The 25,905-nt window shown below is 69.5% G+C and carries 23 protein-coding genes and 1 tRNA gene; 10 read left to right on the top strand and 14 right to left on the bottom strand.

From position 1 onward, the window contains the following. Window positions 1-50 precede the first annotated feature (50 nt). Entirely contained in the window at window positions 51-1,583 is a 1,533-nt protein-coding gene (locus G7B71_RS07955) for a permease (RefSeq protein WP_243406156.1), read from the top strand. Beyond that, entirely contained in the window at window positions 1,580-2,587 is a 1,008-nt protein-coding gene (locus G7B71_RS07950) for a serine hydrolase (protein WP_166039649.1), read from the top strand. The genes G7B71_RS07955 and G7B71_RS07950 overlap by 4 nt, the downstream gene beginning before the upstream one ends. Here G7B71_RS07950 and dacB read toward each other — a convergent pair. Continuing rightward, on the bottom strand, window positions 2,584-4,050 hold the full coding sequence (gene dacB / locus G7B71_RS07945; RefSeq protein ID WP_243406155.1) for a D-alanyl-D-alanine carboxypeptidase/D-alanyl-D-alanine-endopeptidase: 1,467 nt from the start codon (window positions 4,048-4,050) through the stop codon (window positions 2,584-2,586). The genes G7B71_RS07950 and dacB overlap by 4 nt on opposite strands. 40 nt (window positions 4,051-4,090) lie before the next feature. Next, window positions 4,091-4,921, bottom strand: coding sequence for a phytanoyl-CoA dioxygenase family protein (locus tag G7B71_RS07940; RefSeq protein WP_166039647.1), 831 nt, complete (start codon window positions 4,919-4,921; stop codon window positions 4,091-4,093). A 135-nt stretch (window positions 4,922-5,056) separates the two neighbouring features. Between G7B71_RS07940 and G7B71_RS07935 the strand changes: the two genes are divergently transcribed. Then, complete coding sequence (locus G7B71_RS07935; RefSeq protein ID WP_166039645.1) at window positions 5,057-7,108, top strand: prolyl oligopeptidase family serine peptidase; 2,052 nt, start codon at window positions 5,057-5,059, stop codon at window positions 7,106-7,108. Further along, a complete protein-coding gene (locus tag G7B71_RS07930; RefSeq protein WP_166039643.1) occupies window positions 7,105-8,943 on the top strand; it encodes an amidohydrolase family protein in 1,839 nt (612 codons plus the stop codon). Before G7B71_RS07935 ends, G7B71_RS07930 begins: the two co-directional genes overlap by 4 nt. Here the strand turns inward: G7B71_RS07930 and G7B71_RS07925 are convergent. From G7B71_RS07925 to G7B71_RS07900, 6 genes are all read right to left on the bottom strand, one after another. Next, a complete protein-coding gene (locus tag G7B71_RS07925; RefSeq protein WP_166039641.1) occupies window positions 8,873-10,171 on the bottom strand; it encodes a dicarboxylate/amino acid:cation symporter in 1,299 nt (432 codons plus the stop codon). The two genes, G7B71_RS07930 and G7B71_RS07925, sit on opposite strands and share 71 nt — an antisense overlap. After that, entirely contained in the window at window positions 10,168-11,727 is a 1,560-nt protein-coding gene (locus tag G7B71_RS07920; RefSeq protein WP_207774742.1) for an amidohydrolase family protein, read from the bottom strand. The genes G7B71_RS07925 and G7B71_RS07920 overlap by 4 nt, the downstream gene beginning before the upstream one ends. Beyond that, window positions 11,724-12,713, bottom strand: a complete 990-nt coding sequence (gene dgcA / locus G7B71_RS07915) for an N-acetyl-D-Glu racemase DgcA (RefSeq protein WP_166039639.1) — start codon at window positions 12,711-12,713, stop codon at window positions 11,724-11,726. Before dgcA ends, G7B71_RS07920 begins: the two co-directional genes overlap by 4 nt. Beyond that, entirely contained in the window at window positions 12,671-13,705 is a 1,035-nt protein-coding gene (gene dgcN / locus G7B71_RS07910) for an N-acetyltransferase DgcN (protein ID WP_166039637.1), read from the bottom strand. Before dgcN ends, dgcA begins: the two co-directional genes overlap by 43 nt. A gap of 71 nt (window positions 13,706-13,776) precedes the next feature. Continuing rightward, window positions 13,777-14,661: a LysR substrate-binding domain-containing protein gene (locus G7B71_RS07905; RefSeq protein WP_166039635.1), complete on the bottom strand. Its 885-nt coding sequence runs from the start codon at window positions 14,659-14,661 to the stop codon at window positions 13,777-13,779. A gap of 80 nt (window positions 14,662-14,741) precedes the next feature. After that, window positions 14,742-14,818: transfer RNA gene (locus tag G7B71_RS07900), tRNA-Arg, on the bottom strand. A gap of 56 nt (window positions 14,819-14,874) precedes the next feature. Here G7B71_RS07900 and G7B71_RS07895 point away from each other — a divergent pair. Beyond that, window positions 14,875-15,609, top strand: coding sequence for a queuosine precursor transporter (locus G7B71_RS07895; protein WP_166039633.1), 735 nt, complete (start codon window positions 14,875-14,877; stop codon window positions 15,607-15,609). Window positions 15,610-15,611: 2 nt separating this feature from the next. Then, window positions 15,612-15,929 carry a hypothetical protein gene (locus G7B71_RS07890; protein ID WP_166039631.1) on the top strand — a complete coding sequence of 106 codons (318 nt, stop codon included), beginning with the start codon at window positions 15,612-15,614 and terminating at the stop codon, window positions 15,927-15,929. Between the two features lie 30 nt (window positions 15,930-15,959). Here G7B71_RS07890 and G7B71_RS07885 read toward each other — a convergent pair whose 3' ends face one another. Both G7B71_RS07885 and G7B71_RS07880 read right to left on the bottom strand, forming a co-directional pair. Next, complete coding sequence (locus G7B71_RS07885; RefSeq protein WP_166039629.1) at window positions 15,960-17,138, bottom strand: acetyl-CoA C-acyltransferase; 1,179 nt, start codon at window positions 17,136-17,138, stop codon at window positions 15,960-15,962. 25 nt (window positions 17,139-17,163) lie between these two features. Then, a complete protein-coding gene (locus G7B71_RS07880) occupies window positions 17,164-17,619 on the bottom strand; it encodes a MaoC family dehydratase (RefSeq protein ID WP_166039627.1) in 456 nt (151 codons plus the stop codon). 81 nt (window positions 17,620-17,700) lie between these two features. Here G7B71_RS07880 and G7B71_RS07875 point away from each other — a divergent pair, with 81 nt between their 5' ends. The 4 genes from G7B71_RS07875 to G7B71_RS07860 all read left to right on the top strand — a co-directional run bounded on the left by G7B71_RS07875 (window position 17,701) and on the right by G7B71_RS07860 (window position 22,249). Continuing rightward, window positions 17,701-20,679, top strand: a complete 2,979-nt coding sequence (locus tag G7B71_RS07875; protein WP_166039625.1) for an L-glutamate gamma-semialdehyde dehydrogenase — start codon at window positions 17,701-17,703, stop codon at window positions 20,677-20,679. A gap of 85 nt (window positions 20,680-20,764) precedes the next feature. Next, the gene (locus G7B71_RS07870) at window positions 20,765-21,181 is read left to right on the top strand and encodes a hypothetical protein (protein ID WP_166039623.1); all 417 of its coding nucleotides are present in this window, start codon (window positions 20,765-20,767) and stop codon (window positions 21,179-21,181) included. A 134-nt stretch (window positions 21,182-21,315) separates the two neighbouring features. Then, window positions 21,316-21,717, top strand: coding sequence for a hypothetical protein (locus tag G7B71_RS07865; protein ID WP_166039621.1), 402 nt, complete (start codon window positions 21,316-21,318; stop codon window positions 21,715-21,717). A gap of 40 nt (window positions 21,718-21,757) precedes the next feature. Then, window positions 21,758-22,249, top strand: coding sequence for a hypothetical protein (locus G7B71_RS07860; protein WP_166039619.1), 492 nt, complete (start codon window positions 21,758-21,760; stop codon window positions 22,247-22,249). Here the strand turns inward: G7B71_RS07860 and G7B71_RS07855 are convergent, their stop codons facing one another. From G7B71_RS07855 to G7B71_RS07840, 4 genes are read right to left on the bottom strand one after another with little or no spacing between them, the layout of a single operon-like run. After that, the gene (locus tag G7B71_RS07855; RefSeq protein WP_166039617.1) at window positions 22,250-23,338 is read right to left on the bottom strand and encodes a mechanosensitive ion channel family protein; all 1,089 of its coding nucleotides are present in this window, start codon (window positions 23,336-23,338) and stop codon (window positions 22,250-22,252) included. Next, window positions 23,338-24,348, bottom strand: a complete 1,011-nt coding sequence (locus G7B71_RS07850) for a DNA topoisomerase IB (protein WP_166039614.1) — start codon at window positions 24,346-24,348, stop codon at window positions 23,338-23,340. The genes G7B71_RS07855 and G7B71_RS07850 overlap by 1 nt, the downstream gene beginning before the upstream one ends. A gap of 38 nt (window positions 24,349-24,386) precedes the next feature. After that, the gene (locus G7B71_RS07845) at window positions 24,387-25,739 is read right to left on the bottom strand and encodes a putative O-glycosylation ligase, exosortase A system-associated (protein ID WP_166039612.1); all 1,353 of its coding nucleotides are present in this window, start codon (window positions 25,737-25,739) and stop codon (window positions 24,387-24,389) included. Next, window positions 25,732-25,878 carry a hypothetical protein gene (locus G7B71_RS07840; protein WP_166039610.1) on the bottom strand — a complete coding sequence of 49 codons (147 nt, stop codon included), beginning with the start codon at window positions 25,876-25,878 and terminating at the stop codon, window positions 25,732-25,734. The genes G7B71_RS07845 and G7B71_RS07840 overlap by 8 nt, the downstream gene beginning before the upstream one ends. Window positions 25,879-25,905: the final 27 nt, after the last annotated feature.

Below are 25,905 nucleotides of genomic sequence, written 5' to 3'. Positions count from 1 at the left end.
AGGTACGGTCCCCGGTGCGGGCGCCAGGCTCGGCCGCATTGGGAGGGGTGATGGCGTCACGAGCGCAGGTTGGCGCCGCTTCGGCGGGTCAGGTGGTGGCGAGAGGGGGCGGCCGACAGGCGCTCTACGTGCTGCTCGGCTTTTCCGCGGGCCTGCCCTTCTACATGTTCTCGACCGTGCTTTCGCTGCGGCTGGCGATGCACGAGGTCGGGCTGGTCATCATCGGCTTCTTCGCCTGGGTCCAGCTGCTGCCGACCTTCAAGTTCCTGTGGGCGCCTTTGCTCGACCGCTACGAGGTGCCGGGCTTCGGCCGGTTCTGGGGCAAGAGGCGCGGCTGGATCATGCTCGCGCAGCTCGGCATCGCCTCGTCGATGGTGATGATGGCGCTGACCTCGTCCGACCGGAGCCTCGGCATTACGGCGCTGTTCGCGGTTCTGCTCGCCTTCTGGACGACGACGCTCGAAGTCGCCGCTGACGCGTGGCGAATCGAGCTCGCCCCGACCCAGGAGGAGCAGGGTCCGCTCGCGGCGGCGAACCTGTGGGGCTATCGCACGGCGATGGTCGCGGCCGGGAGCGGCGCGCTGCTCATCGCCGACCAGCCGGGCTGGGGTTGGACCGGCGCCTACCTCGCGATCGCCGCGGGTGCCTTCGCCGCTTTCCCGATCCTCGCCAGCATGCGGCCGGACCCGGGCCATGGCGGGAGCCGGATGACGGCGCTCGCAACCGGGCTGGCGGCAAGCGCCGCGATCCTGCTGGCGGCGACGGCGGCGACCGCGGCGGTGGGCTGGCTTTTGCTCGAGGCCGCCGCGGGCATGGGCATCAGCGGTGAGACCAACGTCACGCCCTACGTCCTCGCGCTGTGCATGCTGCCGTTCCTGATCATGGCGGCGGCGGTGCCCAAGATCCGCAACCTGCCGCCGTCCGCGCCGGCGCGCCGCTCGGTCGCGATCGGGCCCTATGTCGACTTCTTCTGGCGCTACGGCTTCATGGCGCTGGCGCTGATGGCGTTCGTGTCGATCTACCGGATGGGCGACGTGCTCGCGCTCAACCTGTCCAAGCCGATGATCCGCGACCTCGGCTATTCGCTGAGCGCGATCGGCCGCGCGGATTCCTATGTCGCGCTGATCGCCAGCATCGTCGGCGTCGGCCTCGGCGGATGGATGGCCGCGCGCTGGCCGCAGGCGCGGGCGCTGGCGGTGGGCGCGATCTTCGCCGCGATCGGCAATTTCGGCTTCGTCTGGCTCGCCCACCAGCCGGTCGACGAGACGATGCTCTACATCGCCACGGCCGCCGACCAGTTCGGCAACGGCATGGCGGGGGCGATCTTCGTCGTCTACCTCTCGCTGCTGGTGAATCCGCGCCACCCCGGCGCCCAATATGCATTCCTGTCGGGCTTCGCCTTCCTTCTGCCGCGCCTGCTGTCGGGGTCCGGCGGCGCGATGGTCGAGGCGTTCGACCGGGCAGGCTTCAACGGCTTCGACCTGTTCTTCCTGCTGTCCGGCGTGCTGAGCCTGGCGGCGCTCCTGTTCCTTCCGGCGATCGCCCGCGCCCGGCCGCGCGCGCCGGACGACGAGCCGGCATGATCGAGGACGTCGCGGAGCGGGCGTTCGCGCCGGCGCGGCAGGCGATCACCGATTGCCGCATCCCAGGCGCGACCGTGGGCGTCGTCGCTGCCGACGGGCGCCGCGCCGTGCGCTTCGCCGGAATGGCCGCTTTGATGCCGGAACCCGAGCCGCTCGGCGAGGATCACTGCTTCGACCTCGCCTCCGTCTCCAAGGTGATCGCGACGACGACGATGGTGCTGACCCTGGCCGAGCAGGGCCGGCTCGATCTCGACCGCCCGCTGACCGACGCGATCCCCGACCTTCGCCAATATGACCCCGACGGCGCGGCGGAGCGCAGGCTCACCTTCCGCGACTGCCTCGCCCACCGAACCTTCCTGCCCGCGGTCGAGCCGATCTACACCTATGGCGGCGATCCCGAGCGGTTGCGCGCCTTCGTCCTGCAGCGGGAATGGCGGCACGGCCCGAGCGTCTATTCGGATATCAACTTCATCCTGCTCGGAATCGCCGTCGAGCGGATCACCGGCCGATCGCTGCGCGACTGGCCGCTGCCGCCGGGGCTGAGCTTCGGGCCGCCGCCCGGGCCGGCCGTCGCCACCGAGCATTGCACCTGGCGCGGGCGGGTCATGAAGGGCGAGGTTCATGACGAGAATTGCTGGGCGCTCGGCGGAGCGGCCGGCCACGCGGGGCTGTTCGGCACGGTGGCGGGCGTGCTCGGCTATGCGGGCGGGCTGCTAGACGGCAGCGCCTCCCCCTTCCTGCTCGACGCGATCCGAGCCCGCGCGAACGAGAACCGGACCTGCGGCTGGGAGCGGCGTTTCGCCGGCTGGCACGGCGGCGATGCCTGCTCGGACGAGACGATCGGCCACACCGGCTTCACCGGCACCGGCCTGTGGGTGGACTTCGAGCGCAGCCTCGCCTGGACCCTGCTCACCAACCGGATCCATCCGACGCGCCACCGCGACACCGGCATCGCGGAGCTTCGCCGGGCCACCGGCGATGCGGTGATCGAAGCGGCCGGCTAGTTCGCCTCGGCGATCGCCGCCAGCACCGAATCCATCACCGCCGTCGCGCCGCCGCTGCGCAGCACGTCGTTGGCGAAGAAGGAGAAGATCAGGGTTCGGCCGCTGCGCGCGGTCATGTAGCCCGACAGGGCGTTGGTTGCGTTCAGGGTCCCGGTCTTGGCGAACAGTCGGCCCTCGAGCGGCGTCCCGCGGAAGCGGCGGGCGAGGGTGCCGTCCACTCCGGCGACCGGGAAGGTCTCACGCCAGGCGTCGCCCCAGGGCTGGGTCGTTGCCCAGCGAAGGAGAGCGGCGACGGCGCGCGGCGACATGCGGTTATAGGTCGACATTCCGGAACCGTCCGAAAGGTCCCAGCCGGCGCGCGGCGCGCCGGCGCTGGTCATCATCGCCTCGATCGTGGCCACGCCGTCCTGGATCGAGCCCGAGCCCTGGAGGGCGCCGAGGCGCCGCACCATCAGCTCGGAATGGAGGTTCTGGCTTTCCTTGTTGATCCGGACGAGATCCTCGGCGAGCGGCGGCGGGACCAGCCGCGCGAGCACCGGCTCCGCCGAGACAGCCGGGCGGGCGTTGTTGGTCACCTGCTCGCCTTCGCCGCCCTCGGCCGGGCGATGGCGGACCCGGACCTCGCCGGTGACCCGGACTCCGCGCGCCTCAAGCAAGGTGCGCAGCCGGGTCGCGGCGTAATGGGCGGGGTCGTCGATCCCGACGCGCAGATTCTCCGGCTCGGCGGTCGCGGCGATGCGGCCGGTCACGCGGATGTCCATGCTTCCGGGCATACGTGTGTAGCGGATCTGGGTCGGCCCGTCAGCGACGGTCACAGCCTCGTTGACGATGCGATAATAAGGCGGGTGTTCGAGCGCCGGCCGCTGCCCGACCGCGCCGGGCGTGACCCGCACAGCCAGCTCGTTGTCGTCCAGCGTGAGCGCCGAGATGCCGGTGCCATAAGCGGTGACGATGTTGTTCCAGCTCATCCCCGGGCTCCAGCGCTGGTCCGGGAACAGGGTGTCGTCGCCGATCACGTCATGGACCCGCCGGGTCCGCGCGGCCACTGCGTCGGCGAGGGCCGCGAGGCAATTGGCCACGCAATCGGGCGCGCTCGACAGGCGGGCGTCGCCATGGCCGACGAGGACCACGTCGGGCGCCCTGCGCCGGCCTTCCAGCCTCACCGCGGCTCCGCCCGCGGCGTCCGGCTGGTCGAGTCCGGTCAGAGTCGCGAACGCCGCCGCGGTGGTGAACAGCTTGGTGTTGGACGCCGGGACGAAGCGGTTGTCGGGATTGATCGCGATCAGCTCGCGCCCGTCCTGTGTCATCACCACCAGGCCGAAGCGCGGACCCGGCCCGGCCCGGTCGAGCTCGGCCTGCACCCGCTCCTGAAGCGTCGCCTGCCATGCCAGCGCGGGTGAAGGGGCGGCGGCGATGGCGAGCGCCAGCAGGGCGGCGCGGACGAGGACCGGGGTTCGCATCATGCTGTTCTCCTAATTCCGATTGGCAGCGTCGCGGAGACGCTCACACATAATGGGGATCGTCCCGCTCGCGCAGCGCTTCGTAGTGCACCATCGCCGGCTCCGGCCCCAGCGCGACCGGCCGGCCGTCGCGGAACGCCCATTCGCCCCGGTCGCAATCCGTCGCCCGGACATAGCCGTTGATGTAGAATCGGCGCTGGTGACCGGACCGGTTCGTGCCCGAGCCGTGGACCAGATAGGGGTTCCACAAAGCGAGGTCGCCGGGCTCGAGATCGAGCTGGATCGCATCGGCGGCGGACAGGCCGACCCGCTCGAGCGCCGCGTCCTGCATCGTTCGGCCGAGCACGTCCGCCGAGGTGTCGAGGTCGAGATCGCCGTGCAGGTGGCTTCGCGGCACGAACGCCATGCCGCCGGATTCGGGCTTGTGCGGATCGATCGCAAGGCCGGTCTGGACATAGGATGTCCCAAGGTTGCGATAGCATTCGGCCGGCAGCCGGAAGCGCGAATCCTGGTGCCAGGCGAAGTCGCCGGCGGCGCCCGGCGCCTTCCAGTGAATCTGGTTGATGATCTGCTTGACGTCGCGGCCGATCAGCGGCTCCAGCAGGGCCGCGAAACGGGGGTCGAGGCGAACCGCATCCAGCACCGGCCGGTGATAGGACGGCCATTGCACCATCCGCACGACGGGGCCGTGCTCGCGCTCTGCGACATTGTAGAAGAGGTTGCCGTGGCGAAAGCTGCGGCCGTGAGCCACGCCCTCGGCATGGACCGCGTCGATCTCGGCGCCGATCGCGGCGACCTCGTGCGGCATGAAGAATTGGCGGACGATGGCATAGCCGTCGCGCCGCCAGGCTTCAGGATCGATGACGCGGGACATGAGCCGATCCTAAGGGCGATGCGCCCCGGAGGAATATGGGACGGTCATACAGAGCGTTGCGGCGGTCATAACATGGCTGCATGCAGCGCCGCGGCGCGCTTGCGGCGGGCCGCGGCAGCCTTCCATAACGGCGCCATGTCTCGACGCCTCTTCTTCCGCCTGTGGCTCGCCTTCGTCGGATTGGCGCTCGCCCATCCGGGCGCCGCCGCATCCGATCCGCTGGCCGAGGCGCTTGCGCTTCCCACGGCGGGGGCGTTGACCGGGGCCGCCGAGGCGCCGCTTTTTGCATGGGTCGAGAATGCGGCCGGAGTCCGCAACATCTGGGTCGGCGCGCGGGGGCAGCCCGCGCGTCGGCTCACGGCGTTCGCCTGGGACGACGGCCTCCAGCTCTACGATCTCGCGTTCAGCCGCGACGGCTCCAGCCTCGCCTTCGTCGCCGGCGGCGACGAGGAATATCCGGACGAGGAGGACCTGCCCAACCCCGCCGCCGCAGCCGATGCGCCGGCGCAGCAGGTGTTCATCGTGCCGGCCGCGGGCGGGGCGCCGCTGCTGGTCGGGCGCGGCCATTCGCCGGTCTTCTCGCCGGACGGCCAGCGCATCGCCTTCACCCGCCGCAGCGAGGTGTGGCTGTGGAGCCGCGGCGGCGAGGCGCGGCCGCTGGCAAAGGTGGATGGGCGGATCACGCGGCTCGCCTGGTCGCCAGACGGCGCGCGGCTGCTCCTGTCCGAGAATCGCGGCGAGCACGGCCATGTCGCGGTGCTGGAGGCCGATGGCGGGGGGCTTCGCTACCTCGATCCCGGACTCGGCCAGTCGGTCGAGCCGGTCTTCTCTCCCGACGGGCGCGAGGTCGCCTTCATCCGTTATCTATCGCCGCCGCAGGGCGCCGCTCACGACGTCGGCACCTATTGGTCGATCCGGGTGGCGGAAGTCGCCAGCGGGCGGGCGCGTACCCTGTGGACGGCGCCGGCGGGCCGCGGCGGCCGCTACGCCGGGACGCGCAGCCGCAACCTGTTCTGGAGCCGCGACGGCCACATCCTGTTCCCATGGGAGCGGACCGGCTGGATGCACGTCTATGCCATCGACGCCGCCCGGGGAGGGGAGGCGCGGGCGCTGACCAGCGGCGCCTTCGAGGTCGAGACCTTCCTGCTCGGCGGCGACCGGACGTCCCTTATCTATGCCGCCAATGACGGCGACATCGACCGCCGCCGGATCTGGCGGCGGCCGATCGCCGGCGGCCAGGCCATCCGTCTCGGCGGCCGCGACTCGACCATGCTCTTCTATCCGGCCGTGGCGGGCGACTCCGTGGGCGCCATCGCAACCGACGTCGCCCGTCCAGCCCATGCCGTGCTGCTCGACGAGCGCGCGTCGCCGCTCGGCACGGCGTCGGCTGCGCAGGGCTTCATCGCGCCGGAGGCGGTGACGTTCAGGGCCGCCGACGGGATGGAGATCCGCGGCCAGTTCTTCCGCGGGCGCGGCGAGGGCCGGCGGCCGGCTCTCGTCTACATCCATGGCGGGCCGCGGCGGCAGATGCTGCTCGGCTTCCACCCGTCGCGTTATTATTCGAACGCCTACATCATGAACCAGCAGCTCGCGGCGCGCGGCTATCATGTGCTGGTCGTCAACTACCGCGGCGGCACCGGCCACGGCCTCGCCTTCCGCGACGCTCCGGACACCGGCCGCGAGGGCGCTTCGGAATATCGCGACATCCTCGCGGCCGGCCGCTGGCTCGAGGCGCGGAGCGACGTGGATCCCGCCCGGATCGGGTCGTGGGGCGGAAGCTGGGGCGGCTATCTCACCGCGCTCGCGCTCGCGCGCGACAGCGACCTGTTCGCGTCCGGAGTCGATCTCCACGGAGTCCACTCCTTGCTCCGGCCGGTTCCGAACAGCCTCTCGCCCGAGGCTCAGGAGCGCGCCCGCCAGATCCAGTGGGAGTCCTCGCCGCTGGGCGCGATCGACCGCTGGCGCTCGCCGGTGCTCCTCATCCATGGCGACGACGACCGCAATGTCGATTTCTCGCAGTCGCTGGTCCTCGCCCGCGAGCTTTCGGCGCGCGGCATTCCCTATCGCGAGCTCGTCTTTCCCAACGAGCGGCACAGCTTCTTCCGCCACGACAGCTGGCTCCAGAGCCTGCGCGCGACGATGGACTTCCTCGACCACACGCTGATGCGGCGGCAGCCGCTGCAATGATCTGGACCCGTTTGGTCGGCGTCCTGCTGGGGCTGCTTTGTCTCGGCGCGGCTCCGCCGCCGAGCCATGTGCTGATCCGCGGCGGGCACGTCTTCGACGGCACCGGCGCGAAGGCCGTTTCGGCCGACGTGCTGATTTCAGGCGATCGCATCGTCGCGGTCGGTCCCGACCTGCAGGCGCCGCTGGACAGCCGGGTCGTCGATGCGCGCGGAATGACCGTGCTTCCGGGTCTCCACGATCTTCACACCCATCTCCGCGCCCCCGGCTTCGATGCGCCCGACGATCTCGGCAAGGCCTATGCCGGGCACCTCGTCCATGGCGTGACCAGCGTGAACGACTTCTCGGTGTCGGGCGAGATGCTGGCGCCCATCCGGGAGATGGTCGCGGGCGGCGATGTCGCGGCGCCGCAGCTCCAGCTCGCCATCCGCCTCGGCGTGCCCGGCGGGCATGGCACCGAATATGGCTGGGGCGACTTCTTCACGATGGAGGCGGCGACTCCGCGCGCGGCCGAGCTGGCGATGGACCGGGCGCTCGCCTATCGGCCCGATGTCATCAAGGTGTTCGCCGACGGCTGGCGCTACGGCCGCTCGCCCGACATCAACAGCATGAGCCTGCCGACGCTCCGCACGATCGTGAACCGCGCCCATGAGGCCGGGATCGCGGTCATCACCCACACGGTGACCCTGGACGGCGCCAAGACCGCTGCGGCGGCGGGCGTGGACGCGCTCGGCCATGGCATCGGCGACACGCTTGTCGACGACGAACTGATCGCGCTGATGAAGGCGAACGGCACCGCCTATGTCCCGACCATGGTCGTCTACGAGCCGCAGCAGGACCGCGCCTTCCTTCCGGCGGAATGGGAGCGGCTGCGTCCGCAGGAGCAAGCCCGCGAGGACGCGCGGCTCGCCCGCCCGCTCGCGGTTATTCCCGAGCTCGAGGCGCGTCGCTGGAACATCCTCCGCGAGAATCTGCGCCGGTTGAGGGCAGGAGGAGTGAAGGTCGGCATCGGCACCGACGCCGGCATCGGCGGAGTCTACCAGGGCTCGTCGGCCGTCCGCGAAATCCGCCTTCTCACGGAGGACGGTTTCACGCCAGCCGAGGCCCTGGCCGCGGCGACCAGCGTCAGCGCGGCCATCCTTCGGCGGGAGGATCGCGGCCGCGTCGCGCCGGGCCAGCGCGCCGACCTTCTCCTGGTCGGCGGGCGGCCCGACCAGCGGATCGAGGATCTATATGATGTCCGCCGGGTTTTCGTCTCCGGGCGCGAGGTCGCGCTCGAGCCGCTTCGGCGCCTGCTCAAGTCCGACGAGCCTTCGCCCCTGCCGGTTCACCGCCTCGCCGGCCCGATCGATGTCGGCGGGGGTCGCGACGGCCGCACCGACCTCGGCACGCTGCCGGTCGAGACCAGCGAGTCCGGCATCGACCACAGCCATCTTCACTATGTCCGCCAGCGCGGTGAACCGGGCCACCTCTTCCTTTTCGCCCGGATGGGCGCGGCGCCGCAGCCCTACGCCAACCTCGTTCTTCCGCTGACCCCGGGGCCGGTCCATCTCGCCGACGCGCGCGGCTTCGACGGGATCGCGTTCGAGGCGCGGGGATCCGGACGCTACGCGCTGCTTCTCGATTCCTATGGCGTCGACAGCCGGAGGATGTTCCGCACTGCCTTCACGGCAGGACAGACGACGCGGGAAGTGCGGATCCCGTTCAAGCAATTCAGCAGCTCGAGCGAGGCGGCGCGGCTGGACCTCGCCCGCCTGCGCGCCGTCGTCATTCGGCTTGAGGGAGAGCCTGGCGGTCAGGAGACGCTGGAGCTGGGGAATATTCGCTTCTACCGTTGAGCGCCGCCTCGTCGAGCTCGCCTTCCCAGCGCGCGACGGAGGTGGCCACCGTCAAATTGGCGCAGGCGCTCGGCACGGTGCGGGTCATGTCGAGCAGGCGGTCGAACGGGAGCACGAAGCCGACCACCAGTGCGGTCTGCTCCGGAGGGACGCCCACCGACGACAGCACCGCCGCCAGCATGAACAGCGACGCGGAGGGGACCGGCGCGGTGCCGAACGCGGCCAGCGCTCCGGTCAGCAGGACGAGCGCATAGACGGTCGGGGTGAGGGGCACTCCCAGTGCCTGAAGGCTGAACAGGCTGAGCAGCCCGACATACATGGCGGTGCCGTCCTTGCCGATGCTGGCGCCGAGTGGCAGCACCGTCGAATAGACCGCCCGCCCGACGCCGAGATTCTTCTCGGCGACGCGCATCGCCACCGGCAGGGTCGCCGAGCTCGACGCGGTCGAGAAGGCCACCGCAAGCGCGTCGATGATTCCGCGGAAGAAGCGCGTCACGGGCACGCGCGCGAGGAACTTCAGGATCAGGCTGTGGACCAGCAAGATCTGGAGCGCCGAGCCAAGCACGACCGCGAGCGCGAGCCAGCCGACATTGACGAACACCGCCGCCCCGTTGGCGGCGACCGCGTTGGCGATCAGCGCGAACACGCCGAACGGAGTCGCCTCCATGACGATGCCGACGACCTTCAGTAGGACGGAGGTGGCGGACTGGAGAAGCGCGGCGAACGGCCGTCCCGCCTCGCCCGCGAGCAGGGTGCCGACCCCGAGCAGGATGGCGACGAAGATGATCGCCAGCATGTCGCCCTTGGCGAGCGCCTCGACGATGTTGGTCGGGATGATCCCGACCAGCTGCTCGTACGGGGTCGGCGGGGCGCCGAGCGCGTGCGCCGCAGCGGTCCCAAGCGGGGCACCCTCGCCAGGGCGGATCAGGGTCGCCACCAGCATTCCGACCGACACCGCGATCGCGGTGGTGAACGCGAACAGGCCGATGGTGCGGGCGCCCAGCCCGCCGATCCGCTTGGGATCGCCGAGCGTGGTGATTCCGGCCGCGATCGTGACCAGCACGATCGGTACCACGAGCATCCGGATGGCGCGGACGAACAGGTCGCCCATGAACTGAACGGCCGGCGTCGCCTGCGGCCAAAGCGCACCAAAGAGAAGCCCGAGCGCGAGCGCGGCGAGCACCCGCTGCCACAGGGGAATCGCGAACCAGCCGCGCAATAATGTCATGAACAGGTTCCCGGGGTGGGTGTGTGCGCGAGGCCGCGCCCGGCCGCGGCGCCGGTGAGCGCCCCGTTCTCGACCGCCGGCACGCCGTTGACGATGACGGCCCGGACGCCGGCGGCGAGCTCGGTCGGCCGCTCATAGGTGGCGTTCGCAGCATAGCTGGCGGGATCGAACACCACGATGTCGGCAAAGGCGCCCGGGCGCAGCCGGCCACGGTCGACGATTCCGAAGGTGTCCGCGGTCAGCGCGGTGCTCCGCTCGATGAACTCGCGCAGGGTCAGCACTCGGCGCGCCACCACATATTCGGCATATTTGCGGGCAAAGCTGCCATAAACTCGGGGATGGCCCGTCGAGGCGTCGGAACTGGTCATCACCCAGGGCCGGCGCATGAAGGCGGCGATGTCGTCCTCGGTCTGGTTGAACGACGCCACCGCGGGGTCGTGCAGCCTGATCACCGCGATCGCCGCGGCGATCGGATCCGTCCCCTGCGCCGCCGCCACCTCGGCCAGCCTGCGGCCGAGATGGGTCCCCTCGGTGATCAGCAGCGATTCGGCGCCGCCGCGCCGGCGCAGATTGTCGGCCATTTCGGCGCGCAGGCGCTCCGCCACGGCAGCATCGTCGAAGCGCCGCAGCATCGCGTCCCGGCCGCCGTCCTGAGCCCAGCGCGGGACGAGGGCGGCGGCGAGCGAGGTGCCCGACGCCGACCAGGGATATTGGTCGGCGGTGACGTGCTGGCCGGCGGCCTGCGCGGCCTCGATCCGGGCGATGATCGCCGGCGCCTGGCCATGCACGTCCACGCCGAGCGCCTTGATGTGGGAGATGTTGACCGGAAGACCGGCGTCGCGCCCGACCGCGATCGCCTCGTCGATGGCGGCGGCCAGGCCGATGCCGTAGCTTGATTCGTCGCGGATGTGGCTGTCGTACACGCCGCCGCGCCGGCCCGCTTCCCGTGCCAGGGCGGTGACTTCGTCCGTCTCGGCGAAGCTCTGCGGCGCGTAAAACAGGCCGGTCGAGAAACCGAGCGCGCCCTCGCACATCGCGCGGGCCACCATCTGCCTCATGCGGTCGAGCTCGGCCGGAGTCGGCGCGCGGTCGGCGTTGCCGACCGTCGCCGTGCGCACCGGGCCCAGGCCGACGAACGCGGCATAGTTGATCCCGACCGGGCTGGCCTCGGACCGGCCCAGCACCGCCGCCACGTCCGGATCGCCGCCGCCGTCATTGCCGATAAAGGCGGTCGTCACCCCCTGCATCAGGAAAGCGGGGATCAGTCGGGTCCGGTCATCGTCCGACGCGAGCTGTGCGCCGGCATGGGTGTGCGGATCGATGAAGCCGGGCGCGACGACCATGCCGCGCGCGTCGACGATCCTGGCGGCCAAGTGGGGAAGGTTCGGCCCGACCGCGCGGATGCGGTCGCCCGAAATCGCCACGTCACCGACGAATGGGGCGTCCGCACCGTTGTAGATGGTGCCGCCGCGGATGATCAGGTCGACCCGTTCGGGCGGCGTCATCGCGCCGACCATCAGCGGCGCGAGCAGCCATGCAACCCATCCCGCTCTCATGAAGTACCCCAGAATCCGTCGAGGGGAGGATGGAGCAAGCCGCCTTCCTGACGCACCCCGCCGGAGCGATCCTCACGAAGCCAGAGCGGGCCGTCAAGGTCGACGAAGTCGGAGAGCATGGCGACGTGCATCGCGGGCGCGATCGACAGCGACGAGCTCACCATGCACCCCGTCATCAGCAGGAGGCCGCGTTCGCGCGCGGCCCGCGCGAGCATCAGAGCCGCGGTCAGCCCGCCGGTCTTGTCGAGCTTGATGTTGACCGCCTGGTAGCGGCGGGCGACCGTCGGCAGGTCCTCCGCGACATGGATGGATTCGTCGGCGCAGATCGGCACCGCCGGAGCGAAGCCTTCGAGCCATTCGTCCGATCCGGCGGGGACCGGCTGCTCGAGCAGGTCGACATGCATGTCGATGAGCAGCGGCTGCATCGCCTCGACCAGCTCGCGATCCCAGCTCTCGTTGGGATCGACGATCAATCTCGCGTGGGGCGCCGCCTCGCGCACCGCGCGGATCTGCGCCTCGGGCTGGGCGGCATCGACCTTGACCTTGAGCAACGGCATGTCGGCCAGGCCCGCGGCCGTCCGCGCCATCGCGTCGGTATCGTCGATCGTCACCGTCAAAGCGCTTGCGACCGGCCCGGGCGCGGGCCGTCCGATGAGGCTCGCCACATCGCGCCGCGACAGCTTCGCCTCCAGGTCCCACAGGGCGCAGTCGACCGCGTTGCGCGCCGCGCCGGCCGGAAGCAGGCTCAGCAGCTCGTTGCGGCCCGCGCCGCCCTCGATCCGGTCGCGGACCGCCTCGATGGCGGCCAGCGCGCTCGCCGGGCTCTCGCCATAGCGGGGATAGGGCACCGCCTCGCCGCAGCCGGTCTCCCCGTCCTCGCCGATCGCCACCGTGACCACGTCGGCTTCCGTCTTCGCGCCGCGCGCGATCCGGAACGGCCGGGTCAGCGGAAAACGGACGTGCTGAGCGAGGAGGGTTCGAGGCATAGCAGCTTGTCGATGATGGGTTCGACGCCGAAGGCAATCGGGTCGGTGCAGGGAAGGCCGAGCCGGTCCTCGGTCGCGTCGCACAGGCGCCGCGCCGCTGCCGGATCCATGGCGGAGGTGTTGAGGCAGATGCCCGCCGCCCCGACCTCGGGGCTGGTCAGCCGTGCCGCCTCCAGATTGCGCTCCAGGCATTCGGCGAGGTCGGGCAGCGGCCGTCCGGGGATGCCGCGCATGTGCGGCCGCCCGGGCTCGTCGCAGATCACCAGCGCCTCCGCCTGCGCGCCGTGGAGCAGGCCGAGCGACACGCCGGCGAAGGACGGGTGGAACAGCGAGCCCTGGCCCTCGATGACGTCCCAGCCGTGATCGTAGCGGGCCGGGGCGAGCTGTTCGATCGCGCCGGAAATGAAATCGGCGACGACCGCATCCACCGCCACGCCGCCGCCGGCGATGAGGATGCCGGTCTGCCCGGTGGCGCGGAAATCGGCCGCGGCGCCGCGGTCGCGAAGCCCGCGCGCCAGGGTGATGGTCGCGTACATCTTGCCCACCGAGCAGTCGGTTCCGACGGTTAGCAGGCGGCGGCCCGAACGGGGATAGCCGGTGCCCACCTTGAGGTCAGCCGGCGGATCGCGGACATCGAACAGGCTGAGCGACCGCGCCTCGGCGAGCGCGGCGAGCCGCGGCTGGTCGCGAAGCCGCTGGTGGAGGCCGGAGGCGACGTTCATGCCCGCCTCCAGCGCCGCCGCCGCGTCCTCGATCAGATCGTCCCCAAGCCGTCCGCCAGCCCCGGCGATGCCGAGGATCAGGGTCCGCGCGCCGGCCGCGGCGGCCTCGCGCATGCCGAGCCGCGGCAGGCCGAGCGTCAGCGGGCACTCGTCATGCCGGAATTCGCCGAGGCAATCCTCGGGGCGGAACGCCGCGACACCGCGCGAGGTCTTGATGGCGAGGGGATCGGCGCTTCGGCCGAGATAGAGAAGGTAGGGCGCAGGGATCATAGAGCCCGCGAGCCTAACCGCCGTTCCTGCGGCCCACGCATAGTCAGATGGCGGGCCGCCATAGCCAGCCGCTATGGAGCGTCGAGGATGCGCCCAAGCGTCTTCAGGAAGTCGGTCGCGAGCGCGCTCGGCGGCCGGTTGATCAGGAACATCGCATGAATGTCGAAGGCGACGCGGGGTTTCAGTGGTCGCATCGACAGGCCCGGCGCGAGATAGGCCTGGGCGGTGAAATTGTCGACCACGGTCATCCCGATGCCCTGCCTGACCAGCGCTCCGGCCATGTAGAAGGTTCGCGCGGATACGACGGAGTCGAGCTCCAGATCGAGCCGCTCGAGCTCCTGGGTGAACAATTGGCCGATCGGCCCGCTGGACGCGAGGCTGATGAAGGGCTGACCCTTGAGGCGCTCGAGCTCGACGCAGGGCGGCGCGTCGGGCATGTCCTCCTCGCGATAGAGCACGACCAGTTCGCTCTCTCCCAACCAGTGTTGAGCGATCGGCGCCGCCGCGGGAACCTGGCAGGCGATGGCGATGTCGGCCTCGCGTTCGTAGAGCTTGCGGAGCAGGTCGTCGTGATGCGCGGTCTGGAGGTCGAACTTCACATCCGGGTGGGTGCGCATGAAGTGCGACACCGCCGCCGGGATGGCCTCGAGCGCGAGCGAAGGCAAAGCGAGGATGCGCAGGGTGCCGCCGCTTCCGCGGCGCAGGTTCCTGCCCGCCTCGCGCAGCCCGACGACCCGGTCCTGGATTTCCTTGACGTCCGCGAACAGGGTGTGGGCGTCCTCGGTCGGCACCAGCCCGCCATTGGTGCGCTGGAACAGCTGGAAGCCGAGCAGGCTTTCGGCGTGGCGAAGCATCTTGGAGACCGACGGCTGGGAGACGTTCAGCGCCCGCGCCGCGGCGCTGACCGAGCCGTTGACGTAGACGGCGTGGAAGATCTCGATGTGTCGGAGGTTCATGGCGCGGCGTTATGCGTGCCGAGCGCGGCCGTGGCAATCGAGCCCGCCGGTTTTGCCGGTGGGGCGTTCGGGAGAGCGGGTGGCGCGCCCGGCAGGATTCGAACCTGCGACCCCAAGCTTAGAAGGCTCGTGCTCTATCCAACTGAGCTACGGGCGCCCGGGCGAACGCTTAGCGCGCTTTGCGGCCTCATGAAACCGCGCTAGGCGGGAGCGATGAACGGGGGGCGGATCGAGGCTGTCGAGGCCGGCGCGGTCGCGGGGCGGAACCTGCGCTATTTCGATTTCGTGATGGCTGCGTTCGTCACCGTTCTGCTGCTGTCCAACGTGATCGGCGCGGGCAAGGTGGCGGAGTTCCAGGTGCCCGGCATCGGGCCGGTGCCGTTCGGCGCGGGCATCCTGTTCTTCCCGGTCTCCTATGTGATCGGCGACATTTTGACCGAGGTCTATGGTTTCGCCCGGGCGCGGCGCTGCATCTGGGCGGGGTTCGGCGCCCTGCTGTTCATGGTGTTCATGTCGATCGTCGTGGTGGCCCTGCCGCCGGCGCCGACCTGGCCGGGGCAGGAGGCCTACGAGCAGGTGTTCGGAGCGGTGCCGCGCATCGTTCTCGCCTCGATCCTCGCTTTCTGGGCCGGCGAGTTCGCCAATTCCTACGTGCTCGCGCGGATGAAGGTGTGGACCAAAGGCAAGCATCTTTGGGCCAGAACGATCGGCTCGACCCTGGTCGGGCAGGGCGTCGACAGCCTGATCTTCTACCCGCTCGCCTTCTACGGCCTCTGGGACAATGAGCTGCTGTTCAAGGTGCTGCTCATCCAGTGGGCGCTCAAGGTCGGCTGGGAAGTGCTCCTGACGCCGGTCACCTATGCGGTGGTCGGTTGGCTCAAGCGCAGGGAAGGCATCGACATCTACGATGAAGCGACCGATTTCACGCCGTTCAGCACGCGGGTTTGACCATGGGTGAGTATCAGGATCTCAAGATCGTCCTCATGCAGCTGTTCGGGCTGGGGAAGGACGCGCTCCACGTCTATGTCGGTATGGGCGTGTTCCTGCTCACCGCGATCCTGTTCCGCCTGCCGCTGCGCGACTGGCGGCCGCTCGCCGCGGTGTTCCTCGCGGCCGTCGCGGGCGAGATCATCGACCTGTTCGAATGGAGCAACCGCGCGCGCGGCCCGCTGGTATGGGGCAATCACTGGCACGACGTGTGGAACACCATGTTCTGGCCGACGATGCTGTTCCTGCTCGCCCGGTCGCCCAGGCTGCTCAAGCGCTGACTTCCCCTCCCGCAAGCGGGAGGGGAGTAGCTACAGCACCTCGAACAGGCCGGCCGCGCCCATGCCGCCGCCGACGCACATGGTGACGACGACGTGCTTGGCGCCTCGGCGCTTGCCTTCGATGAGCGCGTGGCCGGTTAGGCGCGCGCCGGACATGCCGTAGGGGTGGCCGATCGAGATGGCGCCGCCGTTCACGTTCAATTTGTCGTCGGGGATTCCGAGCTGGTCCTGGCAGTAGAGGACCTGGACCGCGAACGCCTCGTTCAATTCCCACAGGTCGATGTCGGCGGCGGTGAGGCCGAAGCGCTTGAGCAGTTTGGGCACGGCGAAGACTGGGCCGATGCCCATCTCGTCGGGCTCGGTGCCGGCAACGGCCATGCCGACATAGCGGCCGAGCGGCTGGAGGCCGCGCTCGGCGGCGAGGCCGGCCTCCATCAGTACCACGGCGGAGGCGCCGTCGCTGAGCTGGGAGGCGTTGCCGGCGGTGATCATCGCTTCCGGCCCCATTACCGGCTGCAGCTTCTGAAGGTCCTCGAGGGTAGTCTGCGGCCGGTTGCCCTCGTCCTTGGCGAGGGTCACCTCCTGCATCGAGGTCTCGCCGGTCGCCTTGTCCTTGACCATCATCCGGGCGGTCACCGGCACGATCTCGTCGTCGAACTTGCCGGCGGCCTGGGCGGCGGCGGTGCGCTGCTGCGAGCGGAGCGCATATTCGTCCTGGCGCTCGCGGCTGACGCTGTAGCGCTTGCCGACCACCTCGGCGGTGTTGATCATCGGCATATAGACGCCGTTGTGCATCGACAGCAGCTCCGGGTCCGGCCCGAGCCGCATCTCCGGGGTCTGGACGAGGCTGATGCTCTCGACCCCGCCGGCGACCATCACGTCCATCCGGTCGACGATGATCTGCTTGGCGGCGGTGGCGATGGCCATCAGGCCCGACGCGCACTGGCGGTCGATCGACATGCCCGAGACGGTGACCGGAAGGCCCGAGCGGAGCGCCGCGGTGCGGCCGATCGTGGTCTGGACGCCCTGCTGAAGCGCCGCACCCATGATCACGTCGTCGACCTCGCCCGGGTCGATCTTCGCGCGCTCGACCGCGGCCTTGATCGCGTGGCTGGCGAGGGTCGGGGAGGGCGTGGCGTTGAACGCGCCGCGATAGGCCTTGCCGATCGGCGTGCGGGCGGTGGAGACGATGACGGCTTCGCGGGTCATTCGGGCGTTCCTTTCGGACGGGTGTTCAAACGAATATAAGGCCGATCCATTCGGCGGTGAGGGCGGGCTTGGGCTCGTCCTCGATCTCGACGCTGACATGATGGACGAATTGCCACTGGCCGGGGCGCTTCTCCTCGACGCTGGCAAGGGTGAAGCGGCCGCGCACGCGCTTGCCGGAGCGGACCGGGGACAGGAAGCGGACTCGCTCGAAGCCGTAATTGACCGCCATCTTCACGCCGTCGGGGATGAGGAAGACGTCGGCTGCCATCCGGCTCAGCAGCGACAGCGACAGGAAGCCGTGGGCGATGGTGCCGCCGAAAGGCGTCTTCGCCGCCGCGGCCGGATCGACATGGATGAACTGATGGTCCTCGGTGACTTCCGCGAAGGCATCGATGCGCGCCTGGTCGACCAGGATCCAGTCGGACGCGCCGATCTCGTGGCCGACCTTCGATCGGATTTCGTCCAGGCTGGCCGTCGGCATTGAGCCTCCCCGTCTCCCGCGCTAATCGGCCCGCCATAAGGCGGCCGCAACCGGCCGCACAAGCCCTTGGAAAGACCCCTGATGACTGACGCTACGGCAACCGCGCGCGAGGCGATCGACCGCCTGCATCGCGCCCCCGAACCTGACGTGCTGAAGCCGCTGCTCGAGGCCGCGAAGCTCGACACCGAGTCGCGTCACAGGGTCGAAAGCCGTGCGCTGGGCCTGCTCGCCGAGCTTCGCGCCGCCCAGGCCAAGGGCTGGGTCAACCAGTTCCTCCAAGAATATCGGCTCAACACGTCGGAGGGCGTCGCCCTTCTGAGCCTCGCCGAGGCGTTCCTGCGCGTGCCGGACCCCGAGACCGCCGACGCTCTGATCGCCGACAAATTGGGCGAGGGCGATTGGGGCCTCCACAAGGGCAAGTCCAACTCGAAGCTGGTCAACACCGCGACCTGGGGCCTCGTCATCGGCCGGGCCCTGGTCGGCGAGAGCGAGCAGGCGAGCGCGTTGAAGCGACTGCTCGCCCGCGCCGGCGAGCCGTTCGTCCGCCAGGCGGTCGGCACCGCGATGAAGATGATGGGCGAGATCTTCGTCATGGGCCGCACCATCGACGAAGCGATCGGCCGCATGCGCAAGCCCGAGAACAAGGGCTTCACCGCGAGCTTCGACATGCTCGGCGAGGCGGCGCGGACCTTCCCGGACGCCGAGCGATATTTCCAGGCTTATGACGAGGCGATCCGCGCGGTCGGCAAGGTCGCGAAGGAAGGCCACAGCATCTCGGTCAAGCTGTCGGCGCTTCACCCGCGCTACGAGGTCGCGCAGTATGAGCGCTCGGTCGGCTCGCTGATCGAGCAGACCGAGGCGCTTGCGACTCTCGCCGCGAGCCAGGGCATCGGCCTCACCATCGATGCGGAGGAGAGCGAGCGGCTCGAGATGAGTCTCGAGATCATCGAGAAGGTGGCGGGACTTCCGGCGCTCAAGGGCTGGGACGGGCTCGGAATGGCGGTCCAGGCCTATTCCAAGCGCGGCCGGGCGGTGATCGGCTGGGCCGAGGCGCTCGGCGCGAAGACGAGCCGGCGGCTGGCGGTCCGGCTCGTCAAGGGCGCCTATTGGGACAGCGAGATCAAGCGGACCCAGGAAGCGGGCCTCAGCGACTATCCTTTGTTCACGCGCAAGGCGGCGACCGACCTCTCCTACCTCGCCTGCGCCCGCGACATGCTCGCGGCGCCGCACATCTACCCGGCCTTCGCCACGCACAATGCGCTGACCGTCGCCAACATCCTCGAATGGGCGGGACAGAGCCGCGACTTCGAGTTCCAGCGGCTGCACGGCATGGGCGAGGGGCTCTACGAGCATCTGGTGCGCGAGCAGGGTTTCCATACCCGCATCTACGCGCCAGTCGGCGGGCACCGCGATCTGCTCGCCTATCTGGTCCGACGGCTGCTTGAGAATGGCGCCAATTCGAGCTTCGTCCACCAGCTCGCCGACGAGAATCTTTCGGACCGCGACCTGCTCGCCGATCCCGTTGCGAAGATCGCCTCAGTCGGCGGCACGCGCCACCCGGGCATCGTTCTGCCCGAGGATTTGTTCATGCCCGAGCGCAAGAACAGCACCGGCATCGACCTGCAGGACGAGGACGAGCTGGCGCGGGTGGCGAAAGCCGTTTCAAGGCCGCTCGAGCCAACGAGCGGAGAGGGCGCGGCGGGCACCAGCCCGGTTTCGGCCGCCCTCGCCGGCTTCACCGCCTGGTCGTCGCGCAGCATCGAGGACCGCGCCGCGTGCCTCGACCGGCTCGCCAATCTGCTCGAGCGCAACCGCGACGAGCTGATGCGGATCGCGGTCCAGGAGGCGTTCAAGACCATCCCCGACGCGCTTGCCGAAGTGCGCGAGGCGGTCGACTTCTGCCGCTATTATGCCGCCCAGGCGCGCGCCAATTTGCAGCCGATCGAGCTTCCCGGGCCGACCGGCGAGCGCAACGTGCTGCGCATGGAAGGGCGTGGCGTTTGGGTGTGCGTGGCGCCGTGGAACTTCCCGCTCGCGATCTTCCTCGGGCAGGTCACGGCGGCGCTGGTCACCGGCAACACAGTGGTCGCCAAGCCCGCACCGCAGACTCCGCGCATCGCCGCGCGGGCGGTCGAGCTCGCCTACGAGGCCGGCGTTCCCCGGGACGCGCTGGTCCTGGCGCCGGGCGGGCCGGAGGTCGGCCAGGCGCTGATGGAGGACGTCCGAATCGCCGGCGTCGCCTTCACCGGCTCCACCGCCACCGCCAAGAAGATCGCGCGCACCCTGCTCGCCGACGACGACCGGCCGATCGTTCCGCTGATCGCCGAGACCGGCGGGATCAACGCGATGATCGTCGATTCGACCGCTCTTCCCGAGCAGGTCGTGGTCGATGTCGTCACCTCCGCCTTCCGCTCGGCCGGCCAGCGCTGTTCCGCCCTTCGCCTGCTCGTGCTCCAGGAGGAGATCGCCGACCGAACGCTGGAGATGCTGCGCGGAGCGATGGACACGCTCGTCGTCGGCGACCCCGCCGACCCGCGCACCGACGTCGGGCCGGTCATCGACCAGGCGGCCTACGACCGGCTGATGACCTATCGCGAGAGCATGAAGGCGCAGTGGCTTCACACGATCGAAGCGCCGGCGGAGGGCCTGTTCGTGCCGCCGACGATGATCGGCCTTCATCGCATCGAGGACCTCACGCGCGAATGGTTCGGTCCCATCCTCCATGTCACGACCTGGCCGGCGGGTCAGCTCGTGGAGACGGTGCGGCGGGTCAATGCGAGCGGCTTCGGCCTGACCATGGGCCTTCACAGCCGAATCGCCCGCGCCGCCGAGACGATCGAGGGCGCGGCCACGGCGGGCAACCTCTACGTCAACCGCTCGATGATCGGCGCCATCGTCGGCTCGCAGCCGTTCGGTGGCGAGGGGCTGAGCGGCACCGGCCCCAAGGCCGGCGGCCCGCACTATTTGCCGCGCTTCGTCGCGGAGCGGACGACGAGCACCGACACGACCAGCTCGGGCGGCAACGCGACCCTGCTCAGCCTGGAGGACGTCGGCTTCTAGAGCGCGGCCTCTCGCCTTCTCGGAATTGCCACAATGCGCCGTCAGTCCTTTGGCGGTGAGGGGAGCAATCGCCAGATCGGGAAGCGTGGCGGTGCTGGCCCTCGTCATCGCGGCGGAAACGCTTTCTGCGCAGCCCGCCGCGCCTTCGGCAGTGGCCGGGCCGGAGGTGGCCGGGCCGCCGCTGCCGCGGATCGTCCAGCGGCAGCGCTGCCAGGCCTCCGACGACCCGGACGAAGTCGTGGTGTGCGGGCAGAGCCAGGAGAACAGCCCCTACCGGATTCCGCGCGAGCTTCGCGACACCGGCGAGGTTCGGGACGAGCATGCGTCGTTCGACGCACAGACCCGCGACATGGAGGCGCTCGAGCGCTTCTCCAGCCAGAATATCGGCCATTCGGGAATGTCGCAGCATTCGCGGCAGGTGGATTGCGAATGGCGCGCGGCGCGCCAGGTGGCCGCGGGCCGGCGACCCGATTGCGGCAGGCGGCGCCGCTCGGGCGAATAGCCTCTTGATCCCTCAATCGGGCGCGTTCGTCGCCTGATCGACGGCTGAACGGCACCGGTCGCGCCGCAGTGCCTGTGCCGCGCTGAGGCGACTAGCGAGCCTCCCGATCAATTCATCGGGGGAGGCTCGGGACGATGCAGCGCATCGACATCATGTTCATTTTGCTGGGCGCGCTGATGCTCGTCTGCGGCGTCAGCATGGGCATCTACATGGGAATCGCCCACGACTTCAGCCTGGCGCCGATTCATGCCCATGCCAACCTCGTCGGCTGGGTGTCGCTGACCCTGTTCGGAATCGTCTACCGCATCTTCCCCGAGCTGAAGGAGCGGCGGATGGCCGCGACCCATCTCGGCTTCGCGGCGCCGGCCGCCATCGTTTTCCCGTTCGGCATCTATCTCGCGATCTTCGCGGAATGGCCGTTCCTGTCGATCGTCGCGGCACTGGCCTGGATGGTCGGCTGCCTGATCTTCCTGGCGCAGCTCATCGGGCTCGCCTTCGCTGGCGGGGCCGATCCGGTCGCCGTGCCCGCCGAGTAACCGTCGCTACGACCCCCACGACCCTATTCGGAGAGACATCATGCTGTTTCACTGTTCCGTCGAGGCCGACGATCCCCAGCGCGTGGCCGGCTTCGTCGCCGAGCTCTGGGGCGGCGAGGCCTTGCCCTTCCCGTCGGTGATCGACGGTTCCTGGGTCGCGCTCGCCGGCGACGACCGCGGCACGATGATCGAATTCTATCCGCGCGGCACCGAGCTGCACGAGACCGAGGACGGCGCTATCGGCGTGTTGAGCGCGCACCGCCGCCTCAACGGCACCCATATGGCGATCGCCACCAGGCTCGACCGCGACGAGGTCCTGACCCTGTGCGAGCGCGAGGGCTGGCCCGCCAAATATTGCCGCCGCGGCGGCGTGTTCGGGCTCGTCCAGGTATTTGTCGAGGACTGCCAGATGCTGGAGATCCTCACCGAGGAGATGCAGCGCGAATATCTCGACGCGATCACCATTCCCAATTGGAAGAAGATGCTCGCCGCCGGCGAGAATTTGTCCGAGCCGGGCCGCCTCGCCGCCTGACTAGGCCGTGGGCGCGGCGGGAGCGGCGGGGGGCGCCGCGAAGGCCACGCCCAGCGCCTCCAGCCGGCGGAGAAGCGCGAGGATGATGTCGTGGCGCGCCTGGAAATGGACGCGCGCGTCCGGCGTGTCGGTGAAGAACACGACCTCCATGTCGATCGACGCCGTTCCGAAGCGGACGAGATGGGCGCGGTCGAAGCGGGCCTTGGGATCGGCGGCGACGATCTTCTCGATCTCGGCGGGTAGGGCGGCGAGCGCGTCCGGGCTGCTGTGCGGCAGCAGCGGGATCGTCATGACGACGCGGCGGCGACGCTGCTGCGCGTAATTGTGGACCCGGTCTTGGAGAAGCTTGTCGTTGCCGACCGCGACCAGCTCGCCGTCGAGGGCGCGCAGCCGCGTCGTCTTCACGCCGATATGCTCGACCGTGCCTGTGACTCCGCTCGGCCCGCCGAAGCTGATCGTGTCGCCGCGCTTGAACGGCCGGTCGAAGATGATCGACAAAGCGGCGAACAGGTCGCGGAAGATGCCCTGCGCGGCGAGGCCGATGGCGATGCCGCCGACGCCGAGGCCGGCGATGAGGGCAGTGACGTTGACCCCGACATTGTCGAGAATGACGACGAAGGCGATCAGGAAGGCGGCGACGGTGACCAGGCCCTGGATGAGGCCCATGGCGGTGCCGAGGCGGCCGCTCTCGTCCTCGCCGGTCTTCTGCTCGATCGCGCCGATGATCAGCGCGCGGGTCCAGATCGCGATCTGGACGGCGGCCGCGACGATGAACAGGAAGTCGATGGTGTCGGCGACCGCGCGCGGAAGCACGGTCGGTTCCGAGACGATCTTGGCCGCCGCCAGGACGATGAAGAAAAGATAGGTCCGGGCGACCACCCGCTCGGCGACCTGGCGCCAGCCGGTCGCGGCCGAGCCGCCGAGGATTCGGCGGACCAGGCCGCGCAGCCCGATCAACGCCAGCACGATGAGGATGGCGATGCCGATCGCGGTCAGGATCTCGGCATAATGGGCGGCGGTCCAGTTGCTCAGCCGCTGCCAGTTGGCGAACAGGTCGGGCTGCGCGGCGGCTTGGTTCGGTGCGGTCATCAGGCGGCTTTGGCCACGGCCTCCTCTGCGCCGGCCGCCCGTTCCAGGAAAAGGAGGAGCCCCCGCTCGGCCCGCGAGAGATACTTGCCGGAGCGCGGGCATTGCAACCCGCCCAGGGGATCGTCCGGATTGGCCTTGACCGCATCGACCAGCGCCGGGTGGACATAGGCCTTGCGGCTCATCGCCGGCGTGTTGCCGAGCTTCCCGGCGACCGGTTCCAGCGCCGTCTTGAGGCCGATGCGGCCGCCCTTGGCGTCGCAGAGCTGCTCGAAGAAGATCGCCGACGCGCCCCAGGTGCGGAAATGCTTGGCCGAGAAATCCTCGCCCATCGCGTCCTTGATATAGGCGTTCACGTCGGCCGAGGTGACCGGGCAGGGCTGGCCGTCGTCGTCAGCATATTGGAACAGGTGCTGGCCGGGCAGGTCCTGCACCTTGCGGACGATTCGGGTGAGATTGCGGTCCGTGATGCTGAGCTCGCGCTCGATGCCGTGCTTGCCCTTGAACCGCATCTTCACGGTGCGGCCGAGCTGCTTAACGTGGCGGCTGCGGATGGTGGTGGCGCCGAAGCTCTTATTCTCCTTGGCATATTGCTCGTTGCCGACGCGAATATGCTCGCAGTCCAGAAGGCGCACGACGGCGGCGACCACGGCGTCCTTGCTCACCGCGCGCCTGGCGAGATCTGCCTCGACCTTCTTGCGCAGCTTGGGCAGCGCCTGGCCGAAGGCGAGGAGCATGGCGTATTTCTCCGCCTCCTGCCGCTCGCGGAAATCGGCATGATAGCGGTACTGGCGGCGGCCGCGGGCGTCGTAGCCGATCGCCTGGATGTGGCCGTTGGAGTCGGGGCAGAACCAGGCATTCTCATAGGCCGGGGGAAGGCCGATCGCGTTGAGCCGGTCGATCTCGTCGCGGTCGGTGATCCGATCGCCCTTATGGTCGAAATATTGCCAGTAGCGGCCGCGGCGCTTGCGGGTGTAGCCCGCCACTTCCTGGTGATCGATATAGGCGAGCATTGCCGCAGCCTAATGCGGCGGCGGCACCTTCGTTCCGGTCACGTCGCGATGGCCGCCTGGTCGAGGTTGAACCTCAGGCCTTTCCTGGCTTTCTCCTGCGCGGTGACCCAGCGGTCGAAGGCGACCTGGACGCCGAGGATCATCCACACGAAGGGCTGGAAGGCTATTCCGACGAACAAGGCGCCGACCAGGTAGGTGAGCTGGAAGTTCTGGAGCGCGGTGGCGAGGGGGGCGATCCACGGCCGCTCGTCATTGTCGCGGTAGCGCCGCCTGAGGCGCTCCATTCGGATGAGGCCGATGGCGTGGATCAACAGCCACAGGACGAGGCCGGGGAAGCCCTGCTCGCCGAGCATCTCGAAATAGGCGCTGTGCCAGGCGCGGCCGGCATCCTGGACGGTGCTGGCGCTGACGCTGGTCATGGTGCCGTCGCCCTGCTGGCTGACCGTATCGAACTGGATCCGGTTCTGGCGATAGGCCTCGAAGCCGCCGCCGAACGGCTTGCCTTTGACGTATTCCAGCGTCCAGCCCCACACGGCGATGCGCGTGCCCGCCGACTGGTCGGCCTGGTATTCCTGGATGGTGGTCATCCGGCTGGTGTAGCTGGCCGGGAGGAACGGCACCGCGGCGAGCGCGAGGAAGCCGGCGCCGGCGAGGTAGAGGATGCGGCGCTGTGAATCGCGAAGCATGAACAGGAACAGGGCGGCGATGCAGACGAGGCCGGTGCGCGCCTGGGTGCCGATCGGGATCAACAGGCAGGCGAAGCACAGCGCATAGCAGAAGGCGCGGACTCGTCCGTCGGGCGGGAAGATGGTGCCGTGCTTCGAGAACCACATCACCAGCGGGATCATCGCGATCGCGACCGTGGAGATGGTGCTGCCTTCGTAGAGGCCGCTATTGTCGTCGAGCAGGAGCACCAGCGAGCCGTAGCCGCCGCCGCCCAGCGCCGTCTTGATTCCGCCCGAGATGATCAAGGCCGCGGCGCACAGCAGCATGGTCAGCAGATAGGCCTCGATGCGCAGCATGGTGCGCAGCGTGAAGGGCAGGAAGATCGCGAAGAACACCGCCTTCCACGCCCAGTCCCACTTGGCCCAGGCGTCGACCTGGACGTCGGCGTTGATCGTCGTCACTCCGGCATAAGCGAGCAAAGCGAGCATGAGCAGCTGGCGGGTGGCGATGCTGATGCCCTTGCCGGCATCGGTCAGAAGCCAGCCGCCGATGGCCAGCGCCGCGGCGATCAGCGACAGGTTGGGAATTCCGGCGAGGAAGGAGAAGCCGAGCCGCTGCGGCGCGATGATGTCGATATAGGCGTAGAGCAGCACCCACAGGAACGGGCGCTTGAGGCCGAGCACCGCGAAGGCGCCGATGAAGGCGAGGAGGCCGAGGTCACGCACCGGGATCGGCCTCGTCGACTGGAGCGAAACTCTGGTGCGGCTTGCCGCTGTCGTCGTCGAGATCGGGGCGGGAGAGCAGCCGCCAGGCCGCGACCAGGATCAGGCCATGGCTGAGCGCGAGCGCGAAGGTGTCGATCATGGCTCGTCCAGGGGTCCCGCAGCGGCG

It is taken from the genome of Sphingosinicella sp. YJ22 (assembly GCF_011320075.1).
Classification (GTDB): Bacteria; Pseudomonadota; Alphaproteobacteria; order Sphingomonadales; family Sphingomonadaceae; genus Allosphingosinicella.
The sequence above is the reverse complement of the archived record's forward strand: the minus strand, read 5'-3'. Positions and strand labels throughout refer to the sequence as shown.

What these genes read in the sequence shown, in the direction of transcription:
- G7B71_RS07875 (WP_166039625.1), top strand. Translation starts at nt 17,701, where the DNA reads ATGACTGACGCTACGGCAACCGCGCGCGAGGCGATCGACCGCCTGCAT.
- G7B71_RS07955 (WP_243406156.1), top strand. Translation starts at nt 51, where the DNA reads ATGGCGTCACGAGCGCAGGTTGGCGCCGCTTCGGCGGGTCAGGTGGTG.
- G7B71_RS07885 (WP_166039629.1), bottom strand. Translation starts at nt 17,138, where the DNA reads ATGACCCGCGAAGCCGTCATCGTCTCCACCGCCCGCACGCCGATCGGC.
- dgcA (WP_166039639.1), bottom strand. Translation starts at nt 12,713, where the DNA reads ATGCCTCGAACCCTCCTCGCTCAGCACGTCCGTTTTCCGCTGACCCGG.
- G7B71_RS07905 (WP_166039635.1), bottom strand. Translation starts at nt 14,661, where the DNA reads ATGAACCTCCGACACATCGAGATCTTCCACGCCGTCTACGTCAACGGC.
- G7B71_RS07925 (WP_166039641.1), bottom strand. Translation starts at nt 10,171, where the DNA reads ATGACATTATTGCGCGGCTGGTTCGCGATTCCCCTGTGGCAGCGGGTG.
- G7B71_RS07895 (WP_166039633.1), top strand. Translation starts at nt 14,875, where the DNA reads ATGAACGGGGGGCGGATCGAGGCTGTCGAGGCCGGCGCGGTCGCGGGG.
- G7B71_RS07940 (WP_166039647.1), bottom strand. Translation starts at nt 4,921, where the DNA reads ATGTCCCGCGTCATCGATCCTGAAGCCTGGCGGCGCGACGGCTATGCC.
- G7B71_RS07855 (WP_166039617.1), bottom strand. Translation starts at nt 23,338, where the DNA reads ATGACCGCACCGAACCAAGCCGCCGCGCAGCCCGACCTGTTCGCCAAC.
- G7B71_RS07850 (WP_166039614.1), bottom strand. Translation starts at nt 24,348, where the DNA reads ATGCTCGCCTATATCGATCACCAGGAAGTGGCGGGCTACACCCGCAAG.
- G7B71_RS07865 (WP_166039621.1), top strand. Translation starts at nt 21,316, where the DNA reads ATGCAGCGCATCGACATCATGTTCATTTTGCTGGGCGCGCTGATGCTC.
- G7B71_RS07840 (WP_166039610.1), bottom strand. Translation starts at nt 25,878, where the DNA reads ATGATCGACACCTTCGCGCTCGCGCTCAGCCATGGCCTGATCCTGGTC.
- G7B71_RS07950 (WP_166039649.1), top strand. Translation starts at nt 1,580, where the DNA reads ATGATCGAGGACGTCGCGGAGCGGGCGTTCGCGCCGGCGCGGCAGGCG.
- G7B71_RS07880 (WP_166039627.1), bottom strand. Translation starts at nt 17,619, where the DNA reads ATGCCGACGGCCAGCCTGGACGAAATCCGATCGAAGGTCGGCCACGAG.
- G7B71_RS07860 (WP_166039619.1), top strand. Translation starts at nt 21,758, where the DNA reads ATGCTGTTTCACTGTTCCGTCGAGGCCGACGATCCCCAGCGCGTGGCC.
- G7B71_RS07920 (WP_207774742.1), bottom strand. Translation starts at nt 11,727, where the DNA reads ATGAGAGCGGGATGGGTTGCATGGCTGCTCGCGCCGCTGATGGTCGGC.
- G7B71_RS07930 (WP_166039643.1), top strand. Translation starts at nt 7,105, where the DNA reads ATGATCTGGACCCGTTTGGTCGGCGTCCTGCTGGGGCTGCTTTGTCTC.
- G7B71_RS07890 (WP_166039631.1), top strand. Translation starts at nt 15,612, where the DNA reads ATGGGTGAGTATCAGGATCTCAAGATCGTCCTCATGCAGCTGTTCGGG.
- dgcN (WP_166039637.1), bottom strand. Translation starts at nt 13,705, where the DNA reads ATGATCCCTGCGCCCTACCTTCTCTATCTCGGCCGAAGCGCCGATCCC.
- dacB (WP_243406155.1), bottom strand. Translation starts at nt 4,050, where the DNA reads ATGATGCGAACCCCGGTCCTCGTCCGCGCCGCCCTGCTGGCGCTCGCC.
- G7B71_RS07935 (WP_166039645.1), top strand. Translation starts at nt 5,057, where the DNA reads ATGTCTCGACGCCTCTTCTTCCGCCTGTGGCTCGCCTTCGTCGGATTG.